This is a genomic window from Variovorax sp. RA8 (assembly GCF_901827175.1).
Taxonomy (GTDB): Bacteria; Pseudomonadota; Gammaproteobacteria; order Burkholderiales; family Burkholderiaceae_C; genus Variovorax.
The window spans coordinates 1,454,373-1,474,485 of record NZ_LR594662.1 but is presented as its reverse complement, the minus strand read 5'-3'; the positions used below and the strand labels follow the sequence as shown (position 1 = coordinate 1,474,485).

Genomic DNA, 20,113 nt, shown 5'->3' with positions numbered 1-20,113 from the left:
GCGCTTCGACGGGGCGCTACCACCGCACCCGCAGCCCCGCGGAGGCATTGAGTTGCGACTTCACGCGGGTATCTCCGCCGGATGCCCACAGCTTGCCCACTTCGCCGTAGAGGCTGGTCGATTCGCTCAGCCCCAAGGTGAAGCCCGTTGCCAGTTCGGTGGAGCTGCCGCCCCTGCTGCTCGCGATGGCCGTGCTGGCCGCCGGGTTGGTGAAGCGGGTGACATCGTTGCCGCCCGAGGCGCGGTACAGGTTCACCCGCGCATAGGGCTGCAGCCGGCCTGCGGGGGTGGCGATGTCGCCCTTGACGCGCACGCCCACGCGGGCGAGCCAGCTGCTGTCGCGCGCCTGATGCACGCGCGCGCCGGCGATGTCCACGTCGTCGAGGTCCAGGCGCTGGTGCACCAGTTGCGCCTGCGGCTGGATCTGCCAGCCCTCGCCGAGCGCGAAGGACTGCCCGAGCTCCAGCGAGGCGCTCAGGCTGCTGGCCTTGCCCTTGGTGCGCAGGCTGGCCTGCGGCTTGACCTCGTAGCGATGGCGCCCGGCCTGCAGCACGCCATCGACATAGAAGCCGCTGGTGTCGGTATAGGTCGCATAGCCGCCCAGGTACTGGCTGCGCAGGTCGTTGCTGCCGACGGCGAGGTTGGCGATGCCGCGGGCGAAGCCCTTGACCTGCATGTCGCCGTCGAGCTGGCCGGCATAGACGCCGGCGCGCCAGTGGGCGTTGGTCCAGAGATCGGTGCCGGCCTGCAGGCCGCTCAGGCGGCCCTCGCTGTGCGGGCTGACGGTGCCGCCTTGCTGGATATTGCGGCCGGTGCTGAGCACACGGCCCCAGGCGCGACGCTCGCCGGTGGCGGATGCTGTAGCGGTGCCTTGGGCGCCGGCCGCTGTGCGCACGTCGTCGTCGCCGATGCGCTGGTGCAGGTTGCCGAGCATGGCCAGGTTGCCCTGGCGCAGCTGCTCGGGAAGCGCTGCGAACAGGGGCACTTCGGCGCGGTAGGTCGGCACCTGGATGGGGGCGGCCGATGGAGTCGGCGGCGGCAGCAGCGGTGACGGATCAACAGGTGCCGGGGATGCCGGCGGAGGAGCCGGAGGAGCCGGTGGGGCTGGTGGGGCCGGAGGAGCCGGAGGCGCCGGCGGCGGGATGATGGTGCTGGTGGAGCGCAGGTACCAGTTCTCTCCGGCGCCCGCGGCATCGCCGGGCTGCAGGCGGTATTCGTACGCTCCGGCGTCCACGTGGCCGCCTTGCAGGGCGAAGGCGTCCTTGGTGCTTTGCGCGGTGGTGGTGGCGCCGTTGAGCGCACTCACCAGTTCGATGCCGTTGCCGGTGGTGAGCGCCCCCAGGCCGCCGAGGTTGACGACTTGAACGGTGGTGCGCCCGCCGGCGACGGCACTCGGACCGCTGAGGATCAGCCGATCGCTCGCGCTGGCGCTGTCTCCGAGGAAGGCGCCCAGGCGCAGGAGGCCGTTGTTGCCCGCATAAGGACCGGTGACGGTGAAGTTCATGAAGACCTCGCCATTCGGGATCGGACTGCGCGCGATGCGCGCGCAGCGCAATGCCGCCGGGGCGGTGGCCCTCGCCAGCGCACTGGCCGGATGCTCAGGCCGCAGGGGTGAGCCCGTGGTGGATCGGCGACCGTCGAATCCTAGAAACCTCGAGCGGCGCATTTAGACGGACGCGACAAAAAGAGAGATTTCGGTCTCTGTTCAGGACCGAAGGAAAGCTTCAGGGGCTCGACCCGGCGCTCATCGACGTAAGTCGAAAGGAGGAAGCGGTCGAGCGCTCAGCGCCCCTGGTTCAACCGGCTGAGCCCCTGGTCGGTGAGCACGCAGGCGCCCTGGTGGTCGGTGGTGACCAGCCCGTTGGAACGCAGGCGGCTGGAGACCTTGATGGTGTGGGTGGGACGCCGCTTGACGAGAGCGTCGCGCAACGCTTCGAGCGTTCGCCACTGTTCATCATTGAGCTGGATCTTCTTCGTCATGGCTGCTGGGGTCCTCGGGGCGGGAGTGTGGCGCGCAGCCCTGCGCGGCGCCTCCTTCAGAAGTGCTCTTGTCAGGAAGCCCCGATTCGGCTATAGCGGCCGGCGCAACCGTGCCTCCTTGCCAACCGGCGCCGGCACGTCCATCCCGAAAATCGCGGGCAAGGCCTCCCGCATCGCCTCGATGAAGCGGCGCAACCGGGCCGGCTGAAAGCGCGCGTGAGGGTAGATCAGGTGGACGGGCAGTGGCGCCGCGCGCCACTCGGGCGCCAGGTGGACCAGGCGCCCCTGGGCCAGGTCCTCGATCGGCAGCCAGGCCGAGACCACGCACGCCCCCAGTCCCGCGAGCGCAGCGTTGTGCATGGCCAGCAGGCTGTCGGTGCTCAGGCGCGGGCGGATCGCGAAGCGCAGGGTTTCGCCGCTCGCCGCGTGCGTGAGCGTCATCTCGTTGCGGTAGAAGGTGCGCAGCGCCAGCCAGGGCAGGCTTGCCAGTTCGGAGGGATGGCTGGGTACCGGCCGGCCCTCGAGCACCGAAGGCGCTGCGATCGCGATGCGCGGCACCTCCGCCAGCTTGACCGCCACCACCGACGGGTCGCGGACCTCGCCGACCTGGATCGCGCAATCGACGCCATGGGCCACGAAGTCCTGCATGTCGTCGTGCAGCAGCCATTCGACGGTGACGCGCGGGTGGCGGCGCAGGAAGCGCGCCAGCGGCTCGACCAGCTGCTGCTGGCCGAAGGCATGCGGCGCGATCACGCGCAGGCTGCCCTCTGGCTCGTCGCCGGTGCCGCGCAAGTCGGCCTCGAAGGCCTCCCAGTTCGCCAGCAGTTCCTTGGCGCGCTCGAAGCAGCGCTCGCCGTCTTCGGTGAGCTTCATCGCATGGGTCGAGCGCCGCAGCAAGCGCACGCCCAGCGAGCGCTCCAGCGCCTGGAGGCGCCGGCTCACCGTGGGCTGGGTCGAACCCAACTGCGCCGCGGCGGCCGACAGGCTGCCGGCCTCCACGATCCGGACGAAGGTCTGCATCAGCGCGATGCGATCGGTGGTGCCCGTAGGCGCGACGTGTTCTTTCATGCGGTCGACGTATATCCGTTGTGCGGGCCTTCCGGCTACCGCCTATGAAGCTTAGCCCTCAAACTCCTCTTCCAACGCAATCCCTAGGGTTTACTCCATGTCTGGTATTCATTGTTCGCATGCTCCGGTGGGCGCCGCGCCGATTCCGGCAAGCCCGGTCGAGGCGCAGGCCCTGCCGGCATCGTTGCTCCTGCTGCTCGCCGCGACGGCCGGCCTGGCGGTCGCGTCGCTCTACTACAGCCAACCCATGCTCGGCGTGCTCGGCGCGGAGATTGGCGCCTCCGATCGCGCCGTCGGCCTCGTTCCCACGCTCACCCAGCTGGGCTACGCCCTCGGCATCGGACTGCTGGCGCCGCTTGGCGACCGCTACGACCGGCGCCGCATCATCCTGATCAAGGCCGGGGTGCTCGGCGCGGCGCTGCTGCTGACAGGCGTCGCGCCTTCCATCGGCGTGCTGCTGGCCCTCAGCCTGGTCGTCGGGCTGTCGGCAACGCTGGCGCAGGACGTCGTGCCCGCCGCCGCCACGCTTGCGCCCGAAGCGCATCGCGGCAAGGCCGTGGGCACGGTGATGACGGGATTGCTGCTGGGCGTGCTGCTGTCGCGGGTGGCGAGCGGCTTCGTGGCGGAGCACTTCGGCTGGCGCGCGGTGTTCGTCGCGGCGGCGGCGAGCATCGCGCTGGTCGGCCTGGCCGCCTGGCAGCGGCTGCCGCGCTTCCAGCCCACGACGCAGCTGGCCTACGGCGCGCTCCTGGGCTCGCTGGCCACGCTGTGGCGGCGTCATCCGGCGCTGCGCCGCGCGGCGTTGGCGCAGGGGCTGCTGGCGATCGGCTTCAGCGCCTTCTGGTCGACCCTGGCCCTGATGCTGCATGCCGCGCCCTTCCACCTGGGCGCTGCTGCCGCCGGCGCCTTCGGCCTGGCGGGCGCTGCCGGGGCGCTGGCCGCGCCGCTCGCCGGGCGCATCGCCGATCGCCGCGGGCCGGAATGGGTCACGCGGCTGGGGGCGGGGCTGGTCGTCGTCTCCTTCGCCGCGATGGCGCTGTCGCCGCTGCTGCAGCCGCAGGCCCGCCTGGGCTTGCTGGTGCTCTGCGCGATCGGCTTCGACCTCGGCATGCAGGCCGCGCTGATCGCGCACCAGACCTTGGTCTACGGCATCGAGCCTGCCGCGCGCAGCCGCCTCAACGCCGTGCTCTTCGTCGGCATGTTCATCGGCATGGCCCTCGGCGCGGCGCTGGGCAGCCTGCTGCTGGCCGCATGGGGCTGGATGGGCGTCACGGCGCTGGCGACCACCTCGGCCGGCGCGGCATTGGCCGTGCGGCTGTGGCCGGCACGGCAAGCGGGCGTGCAGCCGGCCTGAGGGCGAAGGCGCCCACAGCCCCTTGTACGCAACCGGCGCAGCCGGTACAAGCGCAGGATGCGGCCTAAAGCCAGATCCGCCAGATCCGTCGACACCGGCCGGCAGGCAGGGCCGGCGCCCGCCGCATGGAACGGCGGCGTCAAGTTCTTCCATTGGCTGGTCGCGCTGCTGATCCTTGTCCAGTTCGCGCTCGGCTGGCTGGCGGTCTCCTGGCGGCTCTCGCCGGCCAAGCTGGACCTCTTCGTCTGGCACAAGTCGATCGGGGTGCTGGTGCTCGCGCTGGTGCTGCTGCGCCTGGCGTGGCGACTCGCCGCACCTGCGGCGCCGGCCCTGCCCGCGCACATGCCGGGCTGGGAGCGCATCGCGGCACGCGCCAGCCATGTGCTGCTCTATGGGCTGATGCTTGCGCTGCCGCTCAGCGGCTGGGTCATCCAGTCCACTTCGGGCATGCCCTTCCGCATCTTCCGGCAATGGCCGCTGCCGGCGATCGCGGCGGCCGACAAGGCCGCGTCCGATCTCGCGGCGACCGTCCATCTCTCGCTGGGCATCGCCTTGGCCGCCCTGCTGGCCGTGCACATCGGCGCGGCGCTGCGGCACCACTTCATTCAGCGCGACGAGGTGCTCACGCGGATGCTGCCGGCCCGGAGACACCCCTCATGAGCCGCACGGCCGCTCCGAAGGCTCATGGCACCGCAGCCGCAGGCGAAGGTACTCCGATGAGCCGCACGGCCGCTCCGAAGGCTCATGGCACCGCAGCCGCAGGCGAAGGTACTCCGATGAGCCGCACGGCCGCTCCGAAGGCTCATGGCACCGCAGCCGCAGGCGAAGGTACTCCGATGAGCCGCACGGCCTGCCTCGCCCTGCTGCTCGCCTGCGCCGCGCTGCCGCCCGCCTTTGCCGCCGAATGGAAGATGGATCCGGCCGCGAGCCGGCTCGATTTCGCCGCGACCTTCGAGAAGACGCCGGCACCGGGTGTGTTCAAGGACTTCGAGGTGCGGCTGGACTTCGACCCCGAGCGCCCCGCCGATGGCCGCCTCGAGGTCCGCATCGGCGTCGCGAGCGCCGACATGGCGAATGCGGACATCAACAAGGCCATCGCCGGCCCCGAGTGGTTCGACTTCGCCCGCCATCCGCAGGCCGAGTTCCGCGCCACCGAAATCCGCCGCGCGCAGGCCAACAGCTATCTCGCCCGCGGCACGCTGAGGCTGAAGGGGGTGCAGCAAGCCATCGAGGTGCCCTTCACCTGGAACGGCGCGGCGGACACGGCGAGCATGCAGGGCGAGTTCACCGTCAAGCGGCTGCCCTTCGGCATCGGCACCGGCGAGTGGGCGGCGACGGACGTCATCGGCCCCGACGTGACGATCAGGTTCCGCGTGCGACTGCGCAAGGCTTCCTGAAGCAGGGCCCATGCTGCGGCGACCTTTCCTCGCCCTGGCTCTGCTGGCCGCGCTGCTGGCAGCCTGCACGTCGCTACGGCGCGAGGCGCCGCCCGGCGAAGGGTCGTCGGTCCGCGCGGCCCCGGCCGACTTCCCGCGCGCCTTCTACGAGCAGGCGCTGTCCCGGGGCCAGCCGGTCTATCGCATCGAACCCGCACGGTCGCTGGCCGTGATCACCGTGCGCCGCGGCGGGTCGCTGGCACGCCTGGGGCACGACCACGTCATCGCCAGCCGCCACGTGCAGGGCCTGATCGCACCCGGTGACGGCCGCGCGGACCTGTACCTGCCCCTGGCCGAACTCTCGGTCGACGAGCCGGCACTGCGTGCGGAAGCGGGGCTGGACACGCAGCCGAGCGACGCCGACGTCGCCGCGACGCGCGCCAACATGCTCGACAAGGTGCTCGAGGTGCAGCACTTCCCCTTCGCGCTGATCCGGGTGAGCGGCCCGGCGACGATGACGGCCGACGCGCGGCTCGGCATCACGATCACCCTGCACGGAACGACCCGCAGCTTCGACCTCCCGGTGCGCATCGCGATGGCCAACGGCGAGCTGAACGTCGCCGGCACGCTCGAGTTCGACCAGTCCGAGTTCGGCATCGTGCCCTTCTCGGTCCTGGGCGGCGCGATCCAGGTGCAGGATCGCCTGAGCCTGCGCTTCAGCCTCCAGGCCCGCCCGGCCGGCGCCCGGGACGCGGCGAGCCCATGGTCGATGCAGTGAGACGGCGTGCCGGCGCCCTCTTCCTCCTGCAGCTCACCGGCGCGCTGCGCGGCGCGTCGGCCGCGAGCGCGGACCGGGTCAGCGTCGAGACCGACGGCCAGGGCGAGCTCATCACCGTGACCGCCTCTGCCGACATGCAGGTCGACCCGCGCACGGTATGGGCCGTGATCTCCGACTACGACCGCCTGGCCGACTTCATTCCCGACATGAGCAGCTCGCGCGTGATCCGCCGCGACGGCGACCAGGTGCTGATCGAGCAGACCGGCGAGTTCGCATTCCTGTTCTTTCGGCAGCCGGTCGAGGTCCGGCTGTCGGTGCGCGAGTCGCCGCCGCGGCGCATCGTGGCGCACGCCGTCGGCGGCAATCTCCAGTCGATGGAGGGACACTACGCCGTGGAAAGCCTGCCCGGCAACCAGGTGCGCCTGAGCTACTCGGGCCGGCTGGTGCCCGGCTTCCAGGTGCCGGCCTTCGTCAGCCGGATGGCCGTGCGCAGCACGATGGACCGGCAGTTCCGCGCGCTGGTGCAGGAGATCGTGCGCCGCGACGCGTCGGTCCGCGGCAAGGCGCGCTGAGGCACGCGTCGAAGCACCGAGCTACGCGGCCGGGGCTGGGGACGATGCTCCGCGCGGGCAGGCGCTCTCCGGCCGCGGGTACTCCATCTCCTGCATGACCCGGTCGCGCCGCACCGCGCCATAGCGCTCGGCGATCTCGCACAGCGTGCGGTCCAGCTGCTGCACCGGCCGGAGCGCCGGCGAAAGCGGCACGCGCGGCGACCCGCCGGCCGCCGGCTGCGCGACGAGCACCAGCCCGCTCTTCAGCCGCACCGGGCCCGATGCCGACGCGGCTTCCACGCTCACGCGGCCGGTGCGCGACCAGGCGTCCGCGGCGAGCGCCAGGGCGATGTCGTCGCTGCCGCCCTGCACCTCGACGCGCCAGCGCTCATCGCGCCAGAACGCGGCCTTGTCGACCACATAGGTCCACGCCCGCCCTGCATCGAGCCTGAAGGGCGCGCTGTCGTGCGCCGGGCCCCAGGCGGCGACGCCGAGTTCGGCCGCGAGGGCCCGGGCCTTGTCCCGCCCGCCGATCGCCTCCACCAGCGCCAGCATGGCCGGCACGGAGGCGGTGATGCCGGTGGTGGTGGCGACGCCGCGGTCGACCACGTAGCGCCGGTTCGGCACGTAGGTGGCGCCCGCATGGCGCCGCAGCAGCGTGCTGCGGTCGTACCAGTGGCCCGCGAATCGCCGGCCATCGAGCAGGCCGGCCTGGCCCACCACGCGCGCGCCGGAGCAGACACCGATCACGCGCGCGCCCTGCCGCGCCTGCCGCTGCAGCCAGGCCGTCACGGCGGGATCGTCGTCGGTGCGCATCGCGGGGACGATCACATAGTCGGCGCCGGATGGATGCACCCGGTCGAAGCCGGTCAGGTCCTGCGCGCCCTCGACTTCGAGCGCAGCGGGATACAGGCTCACCCGGCCGGCACGCGGCGCCACGATCCGCACCTCGGCCACGCCGGCGCGCTGGAGCACCGCATGCGGCAGCAGGAGGTCGGTCATCTCGGTTCCTTCATTCAAGGCGAGCAACGCGACCACCGGCCGGCCCGGCGCGCGCGGCTTCAAGGCCTCGACGAAGGCTTGTTTGTCGCGCCCGATCGTGGCCGCGTCATCCTGCGCGGGCGCCTCCGGTGCGCCCGCCCCGCAGCCCGCCAGCCCCAAGGCTGCAATACTTGCCCCGATCAGCACCCGCACCCGCTTCCACATGGCCGCCCTTCCGTCACTGCGATGTCCCTGAGAAGCTGAGCCTACGTATGCCCGCCCTGCCCCACAAGGACGAAGAAGCCGCGCTTTCTGCCAGCGACATCGTGCTGGTCGCGTTCGACGGCGTCGAGGCGATCGACGTCGCCGGCCCGGCCAGCGTCTTCAGCAAGGCCGAGCAGATGCGCCCCGGCCACTACCGGCTGCACATCGCCTCGCCTGCCGGCGGCACCGTGTCGACGAACGGAGGGCTGAGCTTCGCGGGCACGCGCCCTCTGCGGCAACTGCCTGCCGCGATCGACACGCTGATCGTGGCCGGCGGCGACGAGCCCGGCGTGCGCGCGGCGATCGTCGAGCAGCGCATCTCGGACTGGCTCGCGGAGATCGCGCCCCGGGTCCGCCGCATCGCGAGCGTGTGCAGCGGCGCCTTCGCCCTCGCCGCAGCCGGCCTGCTCGACGGCCGCGAGGCCACCACGCACTGGCGCGCCTGCGACCAGTTGCAGGCGCTGCGGCCGCAGGTGCGCGTGCGGCGCGAGCGCATCTACGTGCACGACGGCCCGGTGTGGACCTCGGCCGGCGTCACCACCGGCATCGAGCTCGCGCTCGCGCTGGTCGAGGACGACCTGGGCCATGCGGTGGCGATGGAGATCGCCCGCACGCTGGCGCTGCCGATGCTGCGCGGCGCCGGCGAGTCGCAACTGAGCCCGACGCTGCAGGCCCAGGCCGCGGCCAGCCACCGCCTGCGCGAGCTGGTCGCGTGGATCGGCACGCACCCGCAGGAGGCGCTGTCGGTCGAGGCATTGGCCGCTCGCGTGCAGATGAGTCCGCGGCATTTCGCGCGCGCCTTCGTGGCAGAGACCGGCTGCACCCCGGCTCGCTTCGTCGAGCAGACCCGCGTGGCCGCAGCCGCGCAGCTGCTGCGGCGCACGCGCTGGACGCAGGACCGGATCGCGAGCCACAGCGGCTTCAACTCGGTGGACGCGCTGCAGCGTGCCTTCGCGCGGCAGCATGGCCTCACGCCGCAGGCCTGGCGCGAGGGCAGCTAGGGCTTGTGCTTACGACCAATGGCTGTCGACGCTGCCAACCTTTGCGCGTATCCTACAAAAGTTCCTGCTTGTTGATCGCAGGACGCTCACCACCCCGTGCTTCGGTCCAGAGAACTGCGCGGGTGGAGCGATCCTAGCGGGGGAGGACGACTGCCGGTTCAGCGCTCATCGATACATCCAATACGGAGGTGGCATGGAGCTAAGGACGGAGCAACTGGCTGAGGGCATCGAGAAAATCAGCCTGATCGGGCGCCTGGACAGCGCCGGCACACAAGAGATCGACATGCGCTTCGCAGCGCTCGTCGCGACCCGGAAACTCCTCGCCGTGGTCGACATGTCCGAGGTGTCGTTCCTGGCGTCCATCGGCATTCGGGCCCTGATCACCAACGCGAGAGCCCAGAAGCAGCGCGGCGGCGAGATGGCCTTGGCCGGCCCCCCGCCGCTGGTGGCGGATGTGCTCAAGGTTGCAGGGGTCGACACGATCATTCCCCTGTACCCCGATGTCGACACCGCCTTCAGCGCGCTGAAGGCGGGAGCCGAGTGAGGCCCTGATGTCCTCCAGCGACAGGGAGTCCCAGGCCTCCCTGATCGTCGGTTCCGAGTTGCGCGAGCTCTCGCGCGTGAGCGCGTGGGTGCAGGACTGGGCGCAGCGCCAGCGGCTTCCGAGCCGGGTCGCGCAGCAGCTCGACCTGTGCTCGACCGAGGCGGTGACCAACATCATGACCCACGGCAGCGGCGACGAGGCGGCGCATTGCAGCATCTTCCTGCGGCTTCGGTGGCAAGGCGAGGACGTGGCCCTGGAAGTCGAGGACGAGGGCCGCCCCTTCGACCCGCTGCAGCCCCCGGAACCGGGGCGCGCGAGCAGCCTCGATGACGCGCACGTCGGTGGCTGGGGCATCCCCATCGTTCGCCGGTTCTCCGACGGCATGCACTACCGCCGCGAAGACGGCCGCAATCACCTGACGCTCCTCTTCCGGCCGACGGCGCCGCCCTGACCGAGGCACCCCGACATCCACCATCCCGCGGGCGCCGCCCCCACGGCCCCACTCTTCACATAGCAACCACTACGAGGAAACAAGCCATGGGAACCGCAGCCAAATCCCCCCTCCCCACCATCGACGCCCAGAGCGCACTGGCCGCGCAGGCGGCCCTCGCCACCCAGCCCAACGGGCAGGGCGAGGCCTCGGGGGTCGACAAGATGCGCGAGTTGCTGTTCGGCAACCAGATGCAGGACTACGACAAGCGCTTCTCGGTCCTCGAGGATCGTTTCCAGCACAGGCTGCGCGACCTCGAGGCGGAGTCGTCCCGAAGCCTGACCAACCTCGAGGGGACGATCAAGAAGCAGCTCGAATCGGTCGCGGGCCAGTTCCGCGAGGAAAAGGACCTGCGCGCCGACGCCGACAAGGAGCTGGAGCGCAACCTGCGGGAGCAGACGCAGGCGCTGGAAAAGCGTCTTGCCCAGCTGTCCGACCAGCTCGCGCGCCAGGGGCGCGAGTTCACCGACAGCCTCGGCCATGAGGTCCAGGGCCTGCGCGACGACATGCGCAAGCGCCAGGAAGACACCCGCGCCACCATCGAGCGGATGTTCTCCGAGCTCAGCAACGTCAAGACCGACCGCAACCTGCTCGCGGGGCTGTTCGTCGAGATTGCCAAATGCCTGAACCAGGACACGTCGCCGAAGGGCGGCAACGGCGAGCGCGTTTGAGCCGCGCGGCCGCTCCGAGGGCGAATGGCACCGCAGCCGAGGGCGAAGGTGCGCCAGGGCGCCGTGCGCGGCCGCAGCGGGAGCCTGGGGCCGAGGAGGCCACGTGACAGCGCGCCTGCCGCTGGCCGCGACCAGCGCGCCCGGCGGTGCTTCCGAAGAAAGTCCGAACCAGCGGCTGGCCGGGCTGTTGCTGGAGCTGGCGCGATGCGTCGACCCGACGGTGGTCGCGACGCTGCCTCCCCGCCCGGCGGTCGACCCGCGCCTGGAGGCGCTGCGCGACGTGCTGCTCGAACGCGAGCAGGCAGCGCTGGCGAGGCTGCAACGCAAGTTCGACGATCCGCAGGAGTTCGCCGATGCGGTGGGCGCCGTGCTGCCCGCCGCCTTCGAGCTGGCGGCGCAGGACGCGCGCCTCGGCCAGGTGCTCGCCCCCACCGTCGAACGCGCCACCCAGGCGTCGATCCGGAAAAATCCGGACACCATGGTCGACATCCTGTACCCCGTCATGGGGCCGGCGATCCGCAAGGCCATCGCCGAGACCCTGGAAGGCAAGCTGCAGTCGCTCAACCAGGCGCTCAAGCACAGCCTCTCGTGGCGTGGCCTCAAGTGGCGCCTCGAAGCCTGGCGAAGCGGCAGCGCCTTTGCCGACGTGGTGCTCAGGCACACCGCCGTGTTCCGCGTCGAGCACCTGTTCCTGGTCCATCGCAAGACCGGCCTGCTGCTGGCGCACGAGGCGGCGGAAGACGCGACGACACGCGACCCCCAGCTCGTGTCTGCCATGCTCTCGGCGATCCAGGACTTCGTGCGCGATTCCTTCGACGAATCCGCCGAGGGCGGCGCCAAGGGCCGCAGCATCGACAGCCTGCGCCTGGGCGACCTGCTGCTGTGGTGCGAGGAAGGACCATCGGCCTTCCTCGCCGCGGTGATCCACGGCAACCCGCCCCCGGCACTGCGTGAATGCCTGGTGGAGACGCTGGCCGCCATCCACGACCAATGGCGCACCGAACTCGATGAATTCGAAGGCGATACCACCCCCTTCGAAGAGGGTGCACAGCAGCGGCTGCGGCCCACCCTGTGGTCCCAGTCGGCCGAGTCGAAGAAAAGGCTGTCGCCGCTGCTCTGGGTCATTCCCCTGGCACTGCTCCTGGCACTGGGCTGGTGGATCGGGCAGCGGGTGATCGAGAGCCAGCGCGTCGACGACTACGTCGCGGCGCTGCGCGACCAACCCGGCATCGTCGTGATGGGCGCCGATCGCCATGACGGCAAGTGGTGGGTGTCCGGACTGCGCGACCCGCTGGCCATGCCGCCGGAAGCCCTGCTGGAACCCGCGAAGCTGGACCCGGCGCTCATCGTCGGACGCTGGGAACCCTACCAGGCGCTCCATCCGGCCATCATGCTGAAGCGCCTGCAGGCGACCCTGAATCCGCCCCCGACCGTGAGCCTGTCGCAGGACGCGGGCGGCATTCGCGCCGACGGCAGTGCCCCGCAGCACTGGATGGACAAGGCGCGGGCCTTCGTGCAGAGCCTGCCCGCGGGCGCTCCGCCGGTGGACCTGAGCGCCCTCAAGGACGTGCAGGACCCGAACTACATCCGCCTGCGCGACGCCATCCAGGCCCACGTCATCCCCTTCGAGAACAACGCCCCGCGGCCCACGGCCGAGCAGGGCATCGAGCTCGACACCGTGGCGGCCGAACTGCGCGAGCTGGTGCGCGTGGCCCGTGGCCTCGGCTTCTCGGTGCGCGTGACGATCGTCGGCCACGCCGATGCCACCGGCAAGGACACGGCCAACCTGGCGCTCAGCCTCGGGCGCGCCGAGGTCGTGCGCTCCATGCTGCGGGCGCGGGGCATCGACCCCAACCTGCTCTCCGTGCGCGGCGCGGGCCCGCTGGAGCCGCTTCGGCCCGGCGCCAGCGCCGACGAGTTGTCGATGAACCGGCGCGTGTCCTTCGTGGTCGGGACCAGCGACTAGGACATCTCCCCATGCTGCAAAAAAAGATCTGCCTGCTCGGTGCATTCGGCGTCGGAAAGACGAGCCTGGTACGCCGCTTTGTCGACACCATCTTCTCCGACGCCTACCTCACCACGGTCGGCGTGAAGATCGACAAGAAGGTGATGACCCTCGGCACCGAGCCCCTCGCACTGATCCTCTGGGACATCGCCGGCGAGGACGACATGGCGGCGGTGCGGCTGAGCTACCTGCGCGGCGCGGCCGGCTATCTGCTGGTGGTGGACGGCACGCGGCCCGAAACCCTGGAGACCGCGGCTTCGATCCAGTCACGCGTCAACGCGGAGGTCGGCCGCATTCCCTTCCTCGCCCTGCTCAACAAGGCGGACCTCGTGCAGGACTGGGCGCTGCCGCCGGAACGGATCGAGACCCTGCAGGCCGCGGGGTGGACCTTCCGCCGCACCAGCGCCAAGACCGGCGACGGGGTCGAGGCGAGCTTCCAGGACCTGGCGGCGCTCCTGGCGCGCTAGAGCCTGTCAGGCCTTGGCCATGCTGGACCTGCCGGAGCGGATTTCCGACTCGCTCATGGTGCTGGTCCATGGGCAGCGCGTGCTTGCGCACCTGGCCGTCGATGAGGCGCAGAAGCTGGTGCATGCCGGGGGCGAGCTGGCGCACTACGGCCTGGCCGGTATCCAGCCCGGCGATTCCGCCTGCGACCAGATCCCCTTCCTCGAAGGCCTGCTGCCGCTGGCGGAGAACCCCTTTCTCCTTCGTTCCATGGAAATGCCCAGCGGCCGGGTGGCCGACGTCCACTTCTTCGCGGATGACGCCACGGTCTGGATCGTTCTGCTCGATGTGACGACGGAACACGAGGAAGCGCAGCGGGTCCAGCAGAAGGCCTACGACATGACCCTGCTCAGCCAGCGCGAAGCCAGGCTGATCGAGCAGCTCGAGGCAACCAACCAGGAACTCACCCGTGCCCATCGCGAGCTCGCCGCGTCGCGCGAAGCCCTGCAACGCGCCCACGACCGGCTGCAGCAGGAACTGCGCGACGCCGAGCGCTACGTCCTCGCCATCCTGCCGGCACCGCTGTCCGAGCCGATGACGGTCGACTGGCGCTTCGTGCCCTCCACCGAGCTGGGTGGCGATTCCTTCGGCTACCACTGGATCGACGCCAATCACTTCGCGCTGTACCTGATCGACGTCTGCGGCCACGGCGTGGGCGCCGCCCTGCTGTCGGTGGCGGTCGCCGACACGCTGCGCTCGGAGGCCCTGCCGCGGACCAACTTCCGCCGGCCCGCGGAGGTGCTCGCCGCGCTCAACCTCGCCTACCAGATGGAACGCCACAACGAGCTGTTCTGCACCGTCTGGTACGGCGTCTATCACCGCGGCACCGGCCGGCTGCGCTACGCCTCGGCCGGCCACCCACCGGCGATGCTGGTGCCCGGCACGCGCGAGGCTCCCGGTGAATGCCGGCCGCTGAAGGCAAGCGGTCCCTGCATCGGCCTCTCGCCGGCCGCGCTCTATGGCGACGAACAGTGCATCCTGCGGTCGCCGGCGCGGCTGTTCGTGTTCAGCGACGGGACCTACGAGATCACGCGGCCGGACGGGTCCATGCTCACGTTCTCCGACTTCACCGACGTGCTCGCGCGGCCGGTGCGTGATGGACAGTCCGAGCTCGACACGCTGCTGGATTTCGCACGGGAGATGCACGGGCCCGGTGCGCTCGAGGACGACTTCACCGTCATCGAGATGGTGTTGTGAGCGCCGGTGCAGGCTGCTGGAACGTGCAGTGGCCGTCGCATCCTATCTTTTTCGATAGTTTCGGCAGAACGCGATCGGTGATGAAATCCCGCTCCTCCCGGAGTTCCGGGGCAGGATTTCCACATGAACAAGACAGAGATGCTGGCGACCACTGCCGAGCATGAAGAGGCGATCCAATTCATTGCACGGAAAGAGTCCAGCGCAAGAACATACGCACGTACCTTCGACTGCATGATCGCCCGCGGCTCGTTGTCCAGGGTTTGGGACATCGAAGGCCGGGCATACATCGATCTGCTCGCCTGCGCCGGTGCGCTCCCACTGGGCCACAACCATCCTGAAGTGATGGACAGGGTGCATTCGTTTCTGAGTTCGGGGCACATTCTGCAAGGACTGGACATCGCCACACCAGCGAAGCTGAGCTTCGTCGACCAGCTGTTCCAGACCCTGCCCGCCGCCTTCTCGGAAGACGCACGAATCCAGTTCTGCGGACCCACCGGCTCAGATGCCGTGGCGGCAGCGCTGAAGCTTTTCAGAATCGCGACGGGCCGGCAAAGTGTCATCGCATTCCACGGCGCCTACCATGGCATGACTTCCGGAGCGTTTTCGCGCGGCACAACATCACCGGGGGTGTGAGCCAGCTCATGCCTACGGGCGGAGGCCCCTGCTTCTTCGAGGACATTCTGGGCGAGAACGAAGCCATCATCATGGCCGACGACAAGATGTGGCACAACGCATCCCATATTCTGCCGGCGAGCGATGAGGGCGGGCATCGCGACATCATGATCATTGCGTTCAATGCCTGGGAGCGTCGCCGCTATGGCGAGGAATTCGAGCGAAACCAGGGCGCGATCCACATTGACGATCCAGTCCCTGCATGACCATGCCGTCGGCAGATGCGAAACCCGGCACCGTCATCGGCAAGCGGTCGCTCACGGCCTTGCTGTGGGTGATCAACCTGTCGTCCATCTCGGCCAGCGTGCTGGTCTACATTTTCCTTGCGCACCACGCATTGCGCGAACTCGACAGTCTGCTGGTTTCCGAGTTCGTGCTGTTTGCGCCCATGGTGGTTCCGGTGATCCTGGCGCTCCAGTTGAGCAGCCTGGCTGGCCGATTCGAGGTGCGCATGCTGCTGCGACTCACCAACGCGCTGGGCGCGGCGGCATGCCTCGTGCTCTTTCAGTTCTCCACCTTGAACACCTGGGTCATCCTGATCGGGGCCACCGTGATCGGAGCACTGGACGCGATCCAGCGGGTGGCCCGCATCGTCGTCATCAAGCAGTACTTCTCGACCGACGAGATCAAGTTCACCGTGCCTCTGACATTGACGGCACAGTTCATTGCGGGCGCAGTGGCTGGCGCCATCATGGCATTCTTCCCGAGCCAGATGACTGCAGGCGCCACGGCAATCGCCACCATTTCCCTGTTCGCATGTGCCGCACTCTGCACCTTCCTGCTGCCCCCCTCGGCAGGCAAAACGCCGCCCGGGCAAGCCGCCTCCTTCCGGCTGGCCAACGGCCTCCAGCTCGTGCGGGAGTTGCCCGCGCTGCGCCGAAGTCTGGTGAGTTTTGTCTTGCTGGGCTCCTTCTTCCAGGGCTTCTACAACATCTCCCGGGTGGCGTTGCCTGCTTACCATCTCGGCCTCTCCCAGCAATACGTGGGCCTTCTTCAAATCGTCGCCAGCCTGGCCGCGGTGGCGGGTGCGTTGTACTTCTATTTCATGAGCAGGAGAGGCACGGCGTTCGACCTGCGCTACATCTACCCGGCTTGCGCGACTGCCATGTTTGCAGCCTGCATCGGACGAAGCTGGCCTGAAAGCTATCCGCTGTACTTCGCCTACTTCTTTCTGTTCGAGCTGGCGTTCTTTCGGCTGCAGGCGGACATCATGGCAGCAACACCGAAACACCAGATGCCGATGGTGGCCGCGCTTCAGTACGCACTGGTCTACGCCGGCATGATGCTGGCCATATTCGTTGGCGCCTTCACGGTCAAGTGGTTCGGGTTGGCGGCAACGGCGGCCCTCTTTGCGACCGGCTTCGGCGCGGCTCAATTCGTCCGGTGGCGGGCCGCCAGTCGCGCTTCGCTGTACGCCGCATCTCCTGAAAGAAACTGATGATCGAACGACACGTCGTTGTCGTGGACAGCACGCTGGCGGGCCTGTTGGCGTTCAAGACTGCCAAGGATATTGGCTGCCGAGTCACTTTTGTCGAGCCGCAGGACTCCTCGTTCCTGGCAATCTCGACCAAGGATCGGGATCGCATCACGCCTCATCTTGTCCACGTAGACCGGCATGTGGTCGTGCCGACTGTCACGGACGGTCGCCTGGTGAACGAGCTGAGGCAGATTGCCGAGGCACATGCCATCGACGCACTGATCACGACCTCGGAAGCCGCCATCCTGCCGGTCGCGCAGGCGGCGCAGACGCTGGGCCTCCCTGCGCCCGATGCAGAGGCGCTGCAGAACGCCGTCTTCAAAGACCGCTGTCGCCAAAAGCTCGCCGAGGCGGGACTGCGCTCTCCGCGTCACCAGGTGTTGCCAGAGGCAGATTTGCTGGTCGACCGGGGGCGTGTCATCCACGCGCCATTGGTCGTCAAGCCGACCCGAGGATTCGGGAAACAGTTCTCCGCGGTATGCAAGACCGATGCGGAACTTGCTGCTTTCGTCGCCACGCTGGACGCTGCCCGCAAGCAATCAGACCCGATGATCAACCTGATCGTCAACAACAACTACATCCTCGAAGAGTACGTCACGGGCTCCTTGCATTCGTCCGAGGTGATCGTGAAGGACGGGGAAGTGCTGTGCTTTGCCACCACCACTCGCTACCGCTCGCAGCACAATGATCTGCTTGAGATGGGCTACTCCATGCCGTCGGGTCTGGAGGGACACAAGCTCGCGAAGCTCGAGCAGTATGTCAGCGATGTATTCAAATGCCTGGCCCTGGACTTCGGGCTATACCATGTCGAGATCCTGTATGCGGACGACGGCCCGTGCCTGGTGGAGATCAATGGCCGCATGATGGGTGGCGTCGGCCCTCAGGTGTATCAGGCGCTTTCCGACCGTGATGCGTTCGAGATGCTGCTCCGCCTCTACCTCGCCGAAGATGTTGCGGTCGACCAGGACGCCCTGCGCGGCTCGGCGACCGTGGTGCTGATTGGCGCGAAGAGTGAAGGCTTTGTGTCCGAGGACTTCATGCAGGAAGAACTCGATGCCCTCTTGCATCGCTACGGCATCTCGTTCTGCACACTCAGATTGACTCCCGGGATGCCGCTGCCACGCTTCGAAAGCAATCTTTCAGCGCTCGGGCATGTGATCGTGCATGGCGCCAATCCACATTCGTCAGCGCTGAAAGGTGATGAATTTCTGCGAGAGCTGGACGCCGTGCTCGGCGTGGAGTTGGCCAAGTACATCGAAGAGACATCGAAGCCTCCCATGCAGGCCCTCCGCGCGTCTTAGTCGCCCGCTGGAGCCTTCTCAGCAGGGGCCTTCTCAGTTGCCCTTGCACAAGGATGGACTCGGGCCCTGCAACAGATCCAGCACCATGGCACGAGCGATCGCCCCCGAAATGTTGCCCGCGTCCAGTTTGCTCGTGGCATTCTTCAGATGGAACCTGACGGTTGAAAGCGAGATATCGAGGATCAGCGCGATGTCTTTTCCGGTCTTGCCGTCGGCAGCCCATCGCAGGATCTCGACCTCTCGCTCCGTCAAGGCAGACCGCATCGCCCCCATCAGCCTGGAGCGGAATGCATGCAGCATCAGCCGATGAGCGCATTCGGTGAGCATGCGCAGTTCCCGCTCCTTCGACGCCAGCTCGACAGCACTCAAGGGCTCACTGGAACGGGAGAACGTGAGCATGCTGACGATGCCCAATCCATCACGACACGACTGGGCCCGCCCCACCCTCAAGCCGAACGATTGGGCTTCATCCCAGAACTCTTTCGCTGGCCGAAACAAGGAGTCACTCCAGACCACGGGCCGTTGCGATGCGGTGCAGTGAACGACGGAAGGGTCGATGGCGTGGTAGCTCTTCTCCAGGTATCTCTCCCACCATGCGCGCGGATAGTTGTTGAGGACGCTGATGCGAGGGCTCGTCAAGGGAAGCGGAAATCGGATGCCGATAGAGCAGCATTCGAATTCAAAGGCCCTCGCGGCGCCCGAGAGCCATTTCAGGATTTCCGCCTCGCTCCACGCTCCATGGTCAGGCTGCGGAAAATCGAACTGCCACTTCCCCATTCGGGCCTCCTTGCTTTATGGAGGCATCTTAAGGCAGCGCAGCCCGTCAACTGGTCACGCGCCCGAGCTGCAGCTCCCGCAGCCGCTTCACGTCCCGTGCCGGCGGCGAGCCGAAGAAGCGGCTGTACTCGCGGTTGAACTGCGACTGGCTTTCATAGCCCACGCGATGGCCGGCGGTGGCGGCATCCACGTTCTCGCCGATCATGATGCGCCGTGCCTCCTGCAGTCGCAGCTGCTTCTGGAACTGCAGCGGGCTCATTGCTGTGACCGCCTTGAAGTGGTGGTGCAGAGAAGACACGCTCATGTGGACCTCTTCGGCGAGGGCCTCCACGCGCAGCGGCTCCTGGAAGCGCCGCGAGAGTACGCTGATGGCCTGGGTGATGCGCTGGCTGTGGCTGTCCACCATCGCCATCTGCGCCAGCCGCCAACCGTCGGGCGACCTCAGCAGCCGGTACAGGATCTCGCGAATGACCAGCGGCGCCAGCGCCGCGACGTCCTCGGGCGAGGCCAGCAGCTTGACCAGGCGCAGCACCGGGTCGAGCACTGCCGTGGACAGCTCGCCGGTGTAGATCCCGCGCGGCGAGGCGCGCGCGGGAACGGCCTCGCCGAACCTGAACTCGAGCGCCGCGGCGGCGATGTCCTTGACGTCGAAGCTCAGCTTCAGGCCCAGGTACGGCGCGTCCGGCGAGGCGTCGATCACCTGGCCGGACACGGGCAGGTTCTGCGCCACCACGAGGTACTGGCCGCTGTCGTAGATGTAGACCTCGTCGGCCAGCAGCACGCGCTTGCTGCCCTGCGCGAGCACGCAGAAGGCCGGCTCGTGCACCACATGCGCCGGATGCTGCATGTGCGAGACCCGCGCGAGCAGAAATCGCGGAACCGCCGTCTCATAGAGGCCGTCGACACCGCCGGTGAGCCGGTCGATCTGCGCGGCAAGCTCGGCCCGCATCACGGTGACCTGCAGTTGCTCGGAGGAGCGGTCCTCGTGCGGGGCTTTCTGGATGGATGTCAGCATGCGCCGAGCTTAAGCAGCTCGTCGCCGTTTGTCTCGAACGAGGCTTGCGCGTTGCAGGATCGTGCAAACATGCGCAACGATCCTGCAAGCCGCGTCGGGCCCGTGCG

The 20,113-nt window shown here is 68.6% G+C and carries 22 protein-coding genes; 16 read left to right on the top strand and 6 right to left on the bottom strand.

Going from position 1 to position 20,113, the window contains the following annotated elements; translation table 11 throughout:
• Positions 1–16: 16 nt before the first annotated feature.
• The 3 genes from E5P3_RS07065 to E5P3_RS07055 form a co-directional block, all read right to left on the bottom strand.
• A complete protein-coding gene (locus E5P3_RS07065; RefSeq protein WP_162585328.1) occupies positions 17–1,666 on the bottom strand; it encodes an autotransporter family protein in 1,650 nt (549 codons plus the stop codon).
• 116 nt (positions 1,667–1,782) lie between these two features.
• Positions 1,783–1,980, bottom strand: coding sequence for a hypothetical protein (locus E5P3_RS07060; protein WP_162585327.1), 198 nt, complete (start codon positions 1,978–1,980; stop codon positions 1,783–1,785).
• Between the two features lie 90 nt (positions 1,981–2,070).
• Positions 2,071–3,048, bottom strand: a complete 978-nt coding sequence (locus E5P3_RS07055) for a LysR family transcriptional regulator (RefSeq protein WP_174263044.1) — start codon at positions 3,046–3,048, stop codon at positions 2,071–2,073.
• Between the two features lie 97 nt (positions 3,049–3,145).
• Between E5P3_RS07055 and E5P3_RS07050 the strand changes: the two genes are divergently transcribed.
• The 5 genes from E5P3_RS07050 to E5P3_RS07030 all read left to right on the top strand — a co-directional run bounded on the left by E5P3_RS07050 (position 3,146) and on the right by E5P3_RS07030 (position 7,128).
• Entirely contained in the window at positions 3,146–4,402 is a 1,257-nt protein-coding gene (locus E5P3_RS07050; protein WP_162585326.1) for an MFS transporter, read from the top strand.
• 57 nt (positions 4,403–4,459) lie between these two features.
• On the top strand, positions 4,460–5,062 hold the full coding sequence (locus E5P3_RS07045; protein WP_162585325.1) for a cytochrome b: 603 nt from the start codon (positions 4,460–4,462) through the stop codon (positions 5,060–5,062).
• A gap of 176 nt (positions 5,063–5,238) precedes the next feature.
• Positions 5,239–5,799 carry a YceI family protein gene (locus E5P3_RS07040; protein WP_162589570.1) on the top strand — a complete coding sequence of 187 codons (561 nt, stop codon included), beginning with the start codon at positions 5,239–5,241 and terminating at the stop codon, positions 5,797–5,799.
• A 10-nt stretch (positions 5,800–5,809) separates the two neighbouring features.
• Positions 5,810–6,556 carry a YceI family protein gene (locus tag E5P3_RS07035; RefSeq protein ID WP_162585324.1) on the top strand — a complete coding sequence of 249 codons (747 nt, stop codon included), beginning with the start codon at positions 5,810–5,812 and terminating at the stop codon, positions 6,554–6,556.
• Complete coding sequence (locus E5P3_RS07030) at positions 6,541–7,128, top strand: SRPBCC family protein (protein ID WP_162585323.1); 588 nt, start codon at positions 6,541–6,543, stop codon at positions 7,126–7,128. Before E5P3_RS07035 ends, E5P3_RS07030 begins: the two co-directional genes overlap by 16 nt.
• A gap of 21 nt (positions 7,129–7,149) precedes the next feature.
• Here E5P3_RS07030 and E5P3_RS07025 read toward each other — a convergent pair whose 3' ends face one another.
• Positions 7,150–8,313, bottom strand: a complete 1,164-nt coding sequence (locus E5P3_RS07025; protein WP_162585322.1) for a DJ-1/PfpI family protein — start codon at positions 8,311–8,313, stop codon at positions 7,150–7,152.
• Between the two features lie 47 nt (positions 8,314–8,360).
• Between E5P3_RS07025 and E5P3_RS07020 the strand changes: the two genes are divergently transcribed.
• From E5P3_RS07020 to E5P3_RS06970, 11 genes are all read left to right on the top strand, one after another.
• Entirely contained in the window at positions 8,361–9,353 is a 993-nt protein-coding gene (locus tag E5P3_RS07020; RefSeq protein WP_162585321.1) for a GlxA family transcriptional regulator, read from the top strand.
• 193 nt (positions 9,354–9,546) lie between these two features.
• On the top strand, positions 9,547–9,897 hold the full coding sequence (locus E5P3_RS07015; protein ID WP_162585320.1) for an STAS domain-containing protein: 351 nt from the start codon (positions 9,547–9,549) through the stop codon (positions 9,895–9,897).
• A 7-nt stretch (positions 9,898–9,904) separates the two neighbouring features.
• Entirely contained in the window at positions 9,905–10,348 is a 444-nt protein-coding gene (locus tag E5P3_RS07010; RefSeq protein WP_162585319.1) for an ATP-binding protein, read from the top strand.
• A gap of 86 nt (positions 10,349–10,434) precedes the next feature.
• Entirely contained in the window at positions 10,435–11,058 is a 624-nt protein-coding gene (locus E5P3_RS07005; protein ID WP_068677680.1) for a hypothetical protein, read from the top strand.
• Between the two features lie 103 nt (positions 11,059–11,161).
• The gene (locus tag E5P3_RS07000; RefSeq protein ID WP_162585318.1) at positions 11,162–13,024 is read left to right on the top strand and encodes an OmpA family protein; all 1,863 of its coding nucleotides are present in this window, start codon (positions 11,162–11,164) and stop codon (positions 13,022–13,024) included.
• Positions 13,025–13,035: 11 nt separating this feature from the next.
• Positions 13,036–13,530: a Rab family GTPase gene (locus tag E5P3_RS06995; RefSeq protein ID WP_162585317.1), complete on the top strand. Its 495-nt coding sequence runs from the start codon at positions 13,036–13,038 to the stop codon at positions 13,528–13,530.
• Between the two features lie 19 nt (positions 13,531–13,549).
• Entirely contained in the window at positions 13,550–14,764 is a 1,215-nt protein-coding gene (locus E5P3_RS06990; protein ID WP_162585316.1) for a PP2C family protein-serine/threonine phosphatase, read from the top strand.
• Positions 14,765–14,887: 123 nt separating this feature from the next.
• The gene (locus E5P3_RS06985) at positions 14,888–15,397 is read left to right on the top strand and encodes an aminotransferase class III-fold pyridoxal phosphate-dependent enzyme (protein WP_162585315.1); all 510 of its coding nucleotides are present in this window, start codon (positions 14,888–14,890) and stop codon (positions 15,395–15,397) included.
• On the top strand, positions 15,394–15,642 hold the full coding sequence (locus tag E5P3_RS06980) for a 2OG-Fe dioxygenase family protein (protein WP_232073024.1): 249 nt from the start codon (positions 15,394–15,396) through the stop codon (positions 15,640–15,642). Before E5P3_RS06985 ends, E5P3_RS06980 begins: the two co-directional genes overlap by 4 nt.
• Entirely contained in the window at positions 15,639–16,874 is a 1,236-nt protein-coding gene (locus E5P3_RS06975; protein ID WP_162585314.1) for an MFS transporter, read from the top strand. The genes E5P3_RS06980 and E5P3_RS06975 overlap by 4 nt, the downstream gene beginning before the upstream one ends.
• Positions 16,874–18,214, top strand: coding sequence for an ATP-grasp domain-containing protein (locus E5P3_RS06970; protein ID WP_162585313.1), 1,341 nt, complete (start codon positions 16,874–16,876; stop codon positions 18,212–18,214). Before E5P3_RS06975 ends, E5P3_RS06970 begins: the two co-directional genes overlap by 1 nt.
• 33 nt (positions 18,215–18,247) lie before the next feature.
• On the opposite strand, the gene E5P3_RS06965 is transcribed toward E5P3_RS06970, so the two are convergent.
• Both E5P3_RS06965 and E5P3_RS06960 read right to left on the bottom strand, forming a co-directional pair.
• The gene (locus tag E5P3_RS06965) at positions 18,248–18,991 is read right to left on the bottom strand and encodes an autoinducer binding domain-containing protein (protein ID WP_162585312.1); all 744 of its coding nucleotides are present in this window, start codon (positions 18,989–18,991) and stop codon (positions 18,248–18,250) included.
• A gap of 46 nt (positions 18,992–19,037) precedes the next feature.
• Positions 19,038–20,006 (bottom strand): AraC family transcriptional regulator, encoded by a 969-nt coding sequence (locus E5P3_RS06960; protein ID WP_162585311.1) that lies wholly within the window; start codon positions 20,004–20,006, stop codon positions 19,038–19,040.
• Between the last annotated feature and the right edge of the window lie 107 nt (positions 20,007–20,113).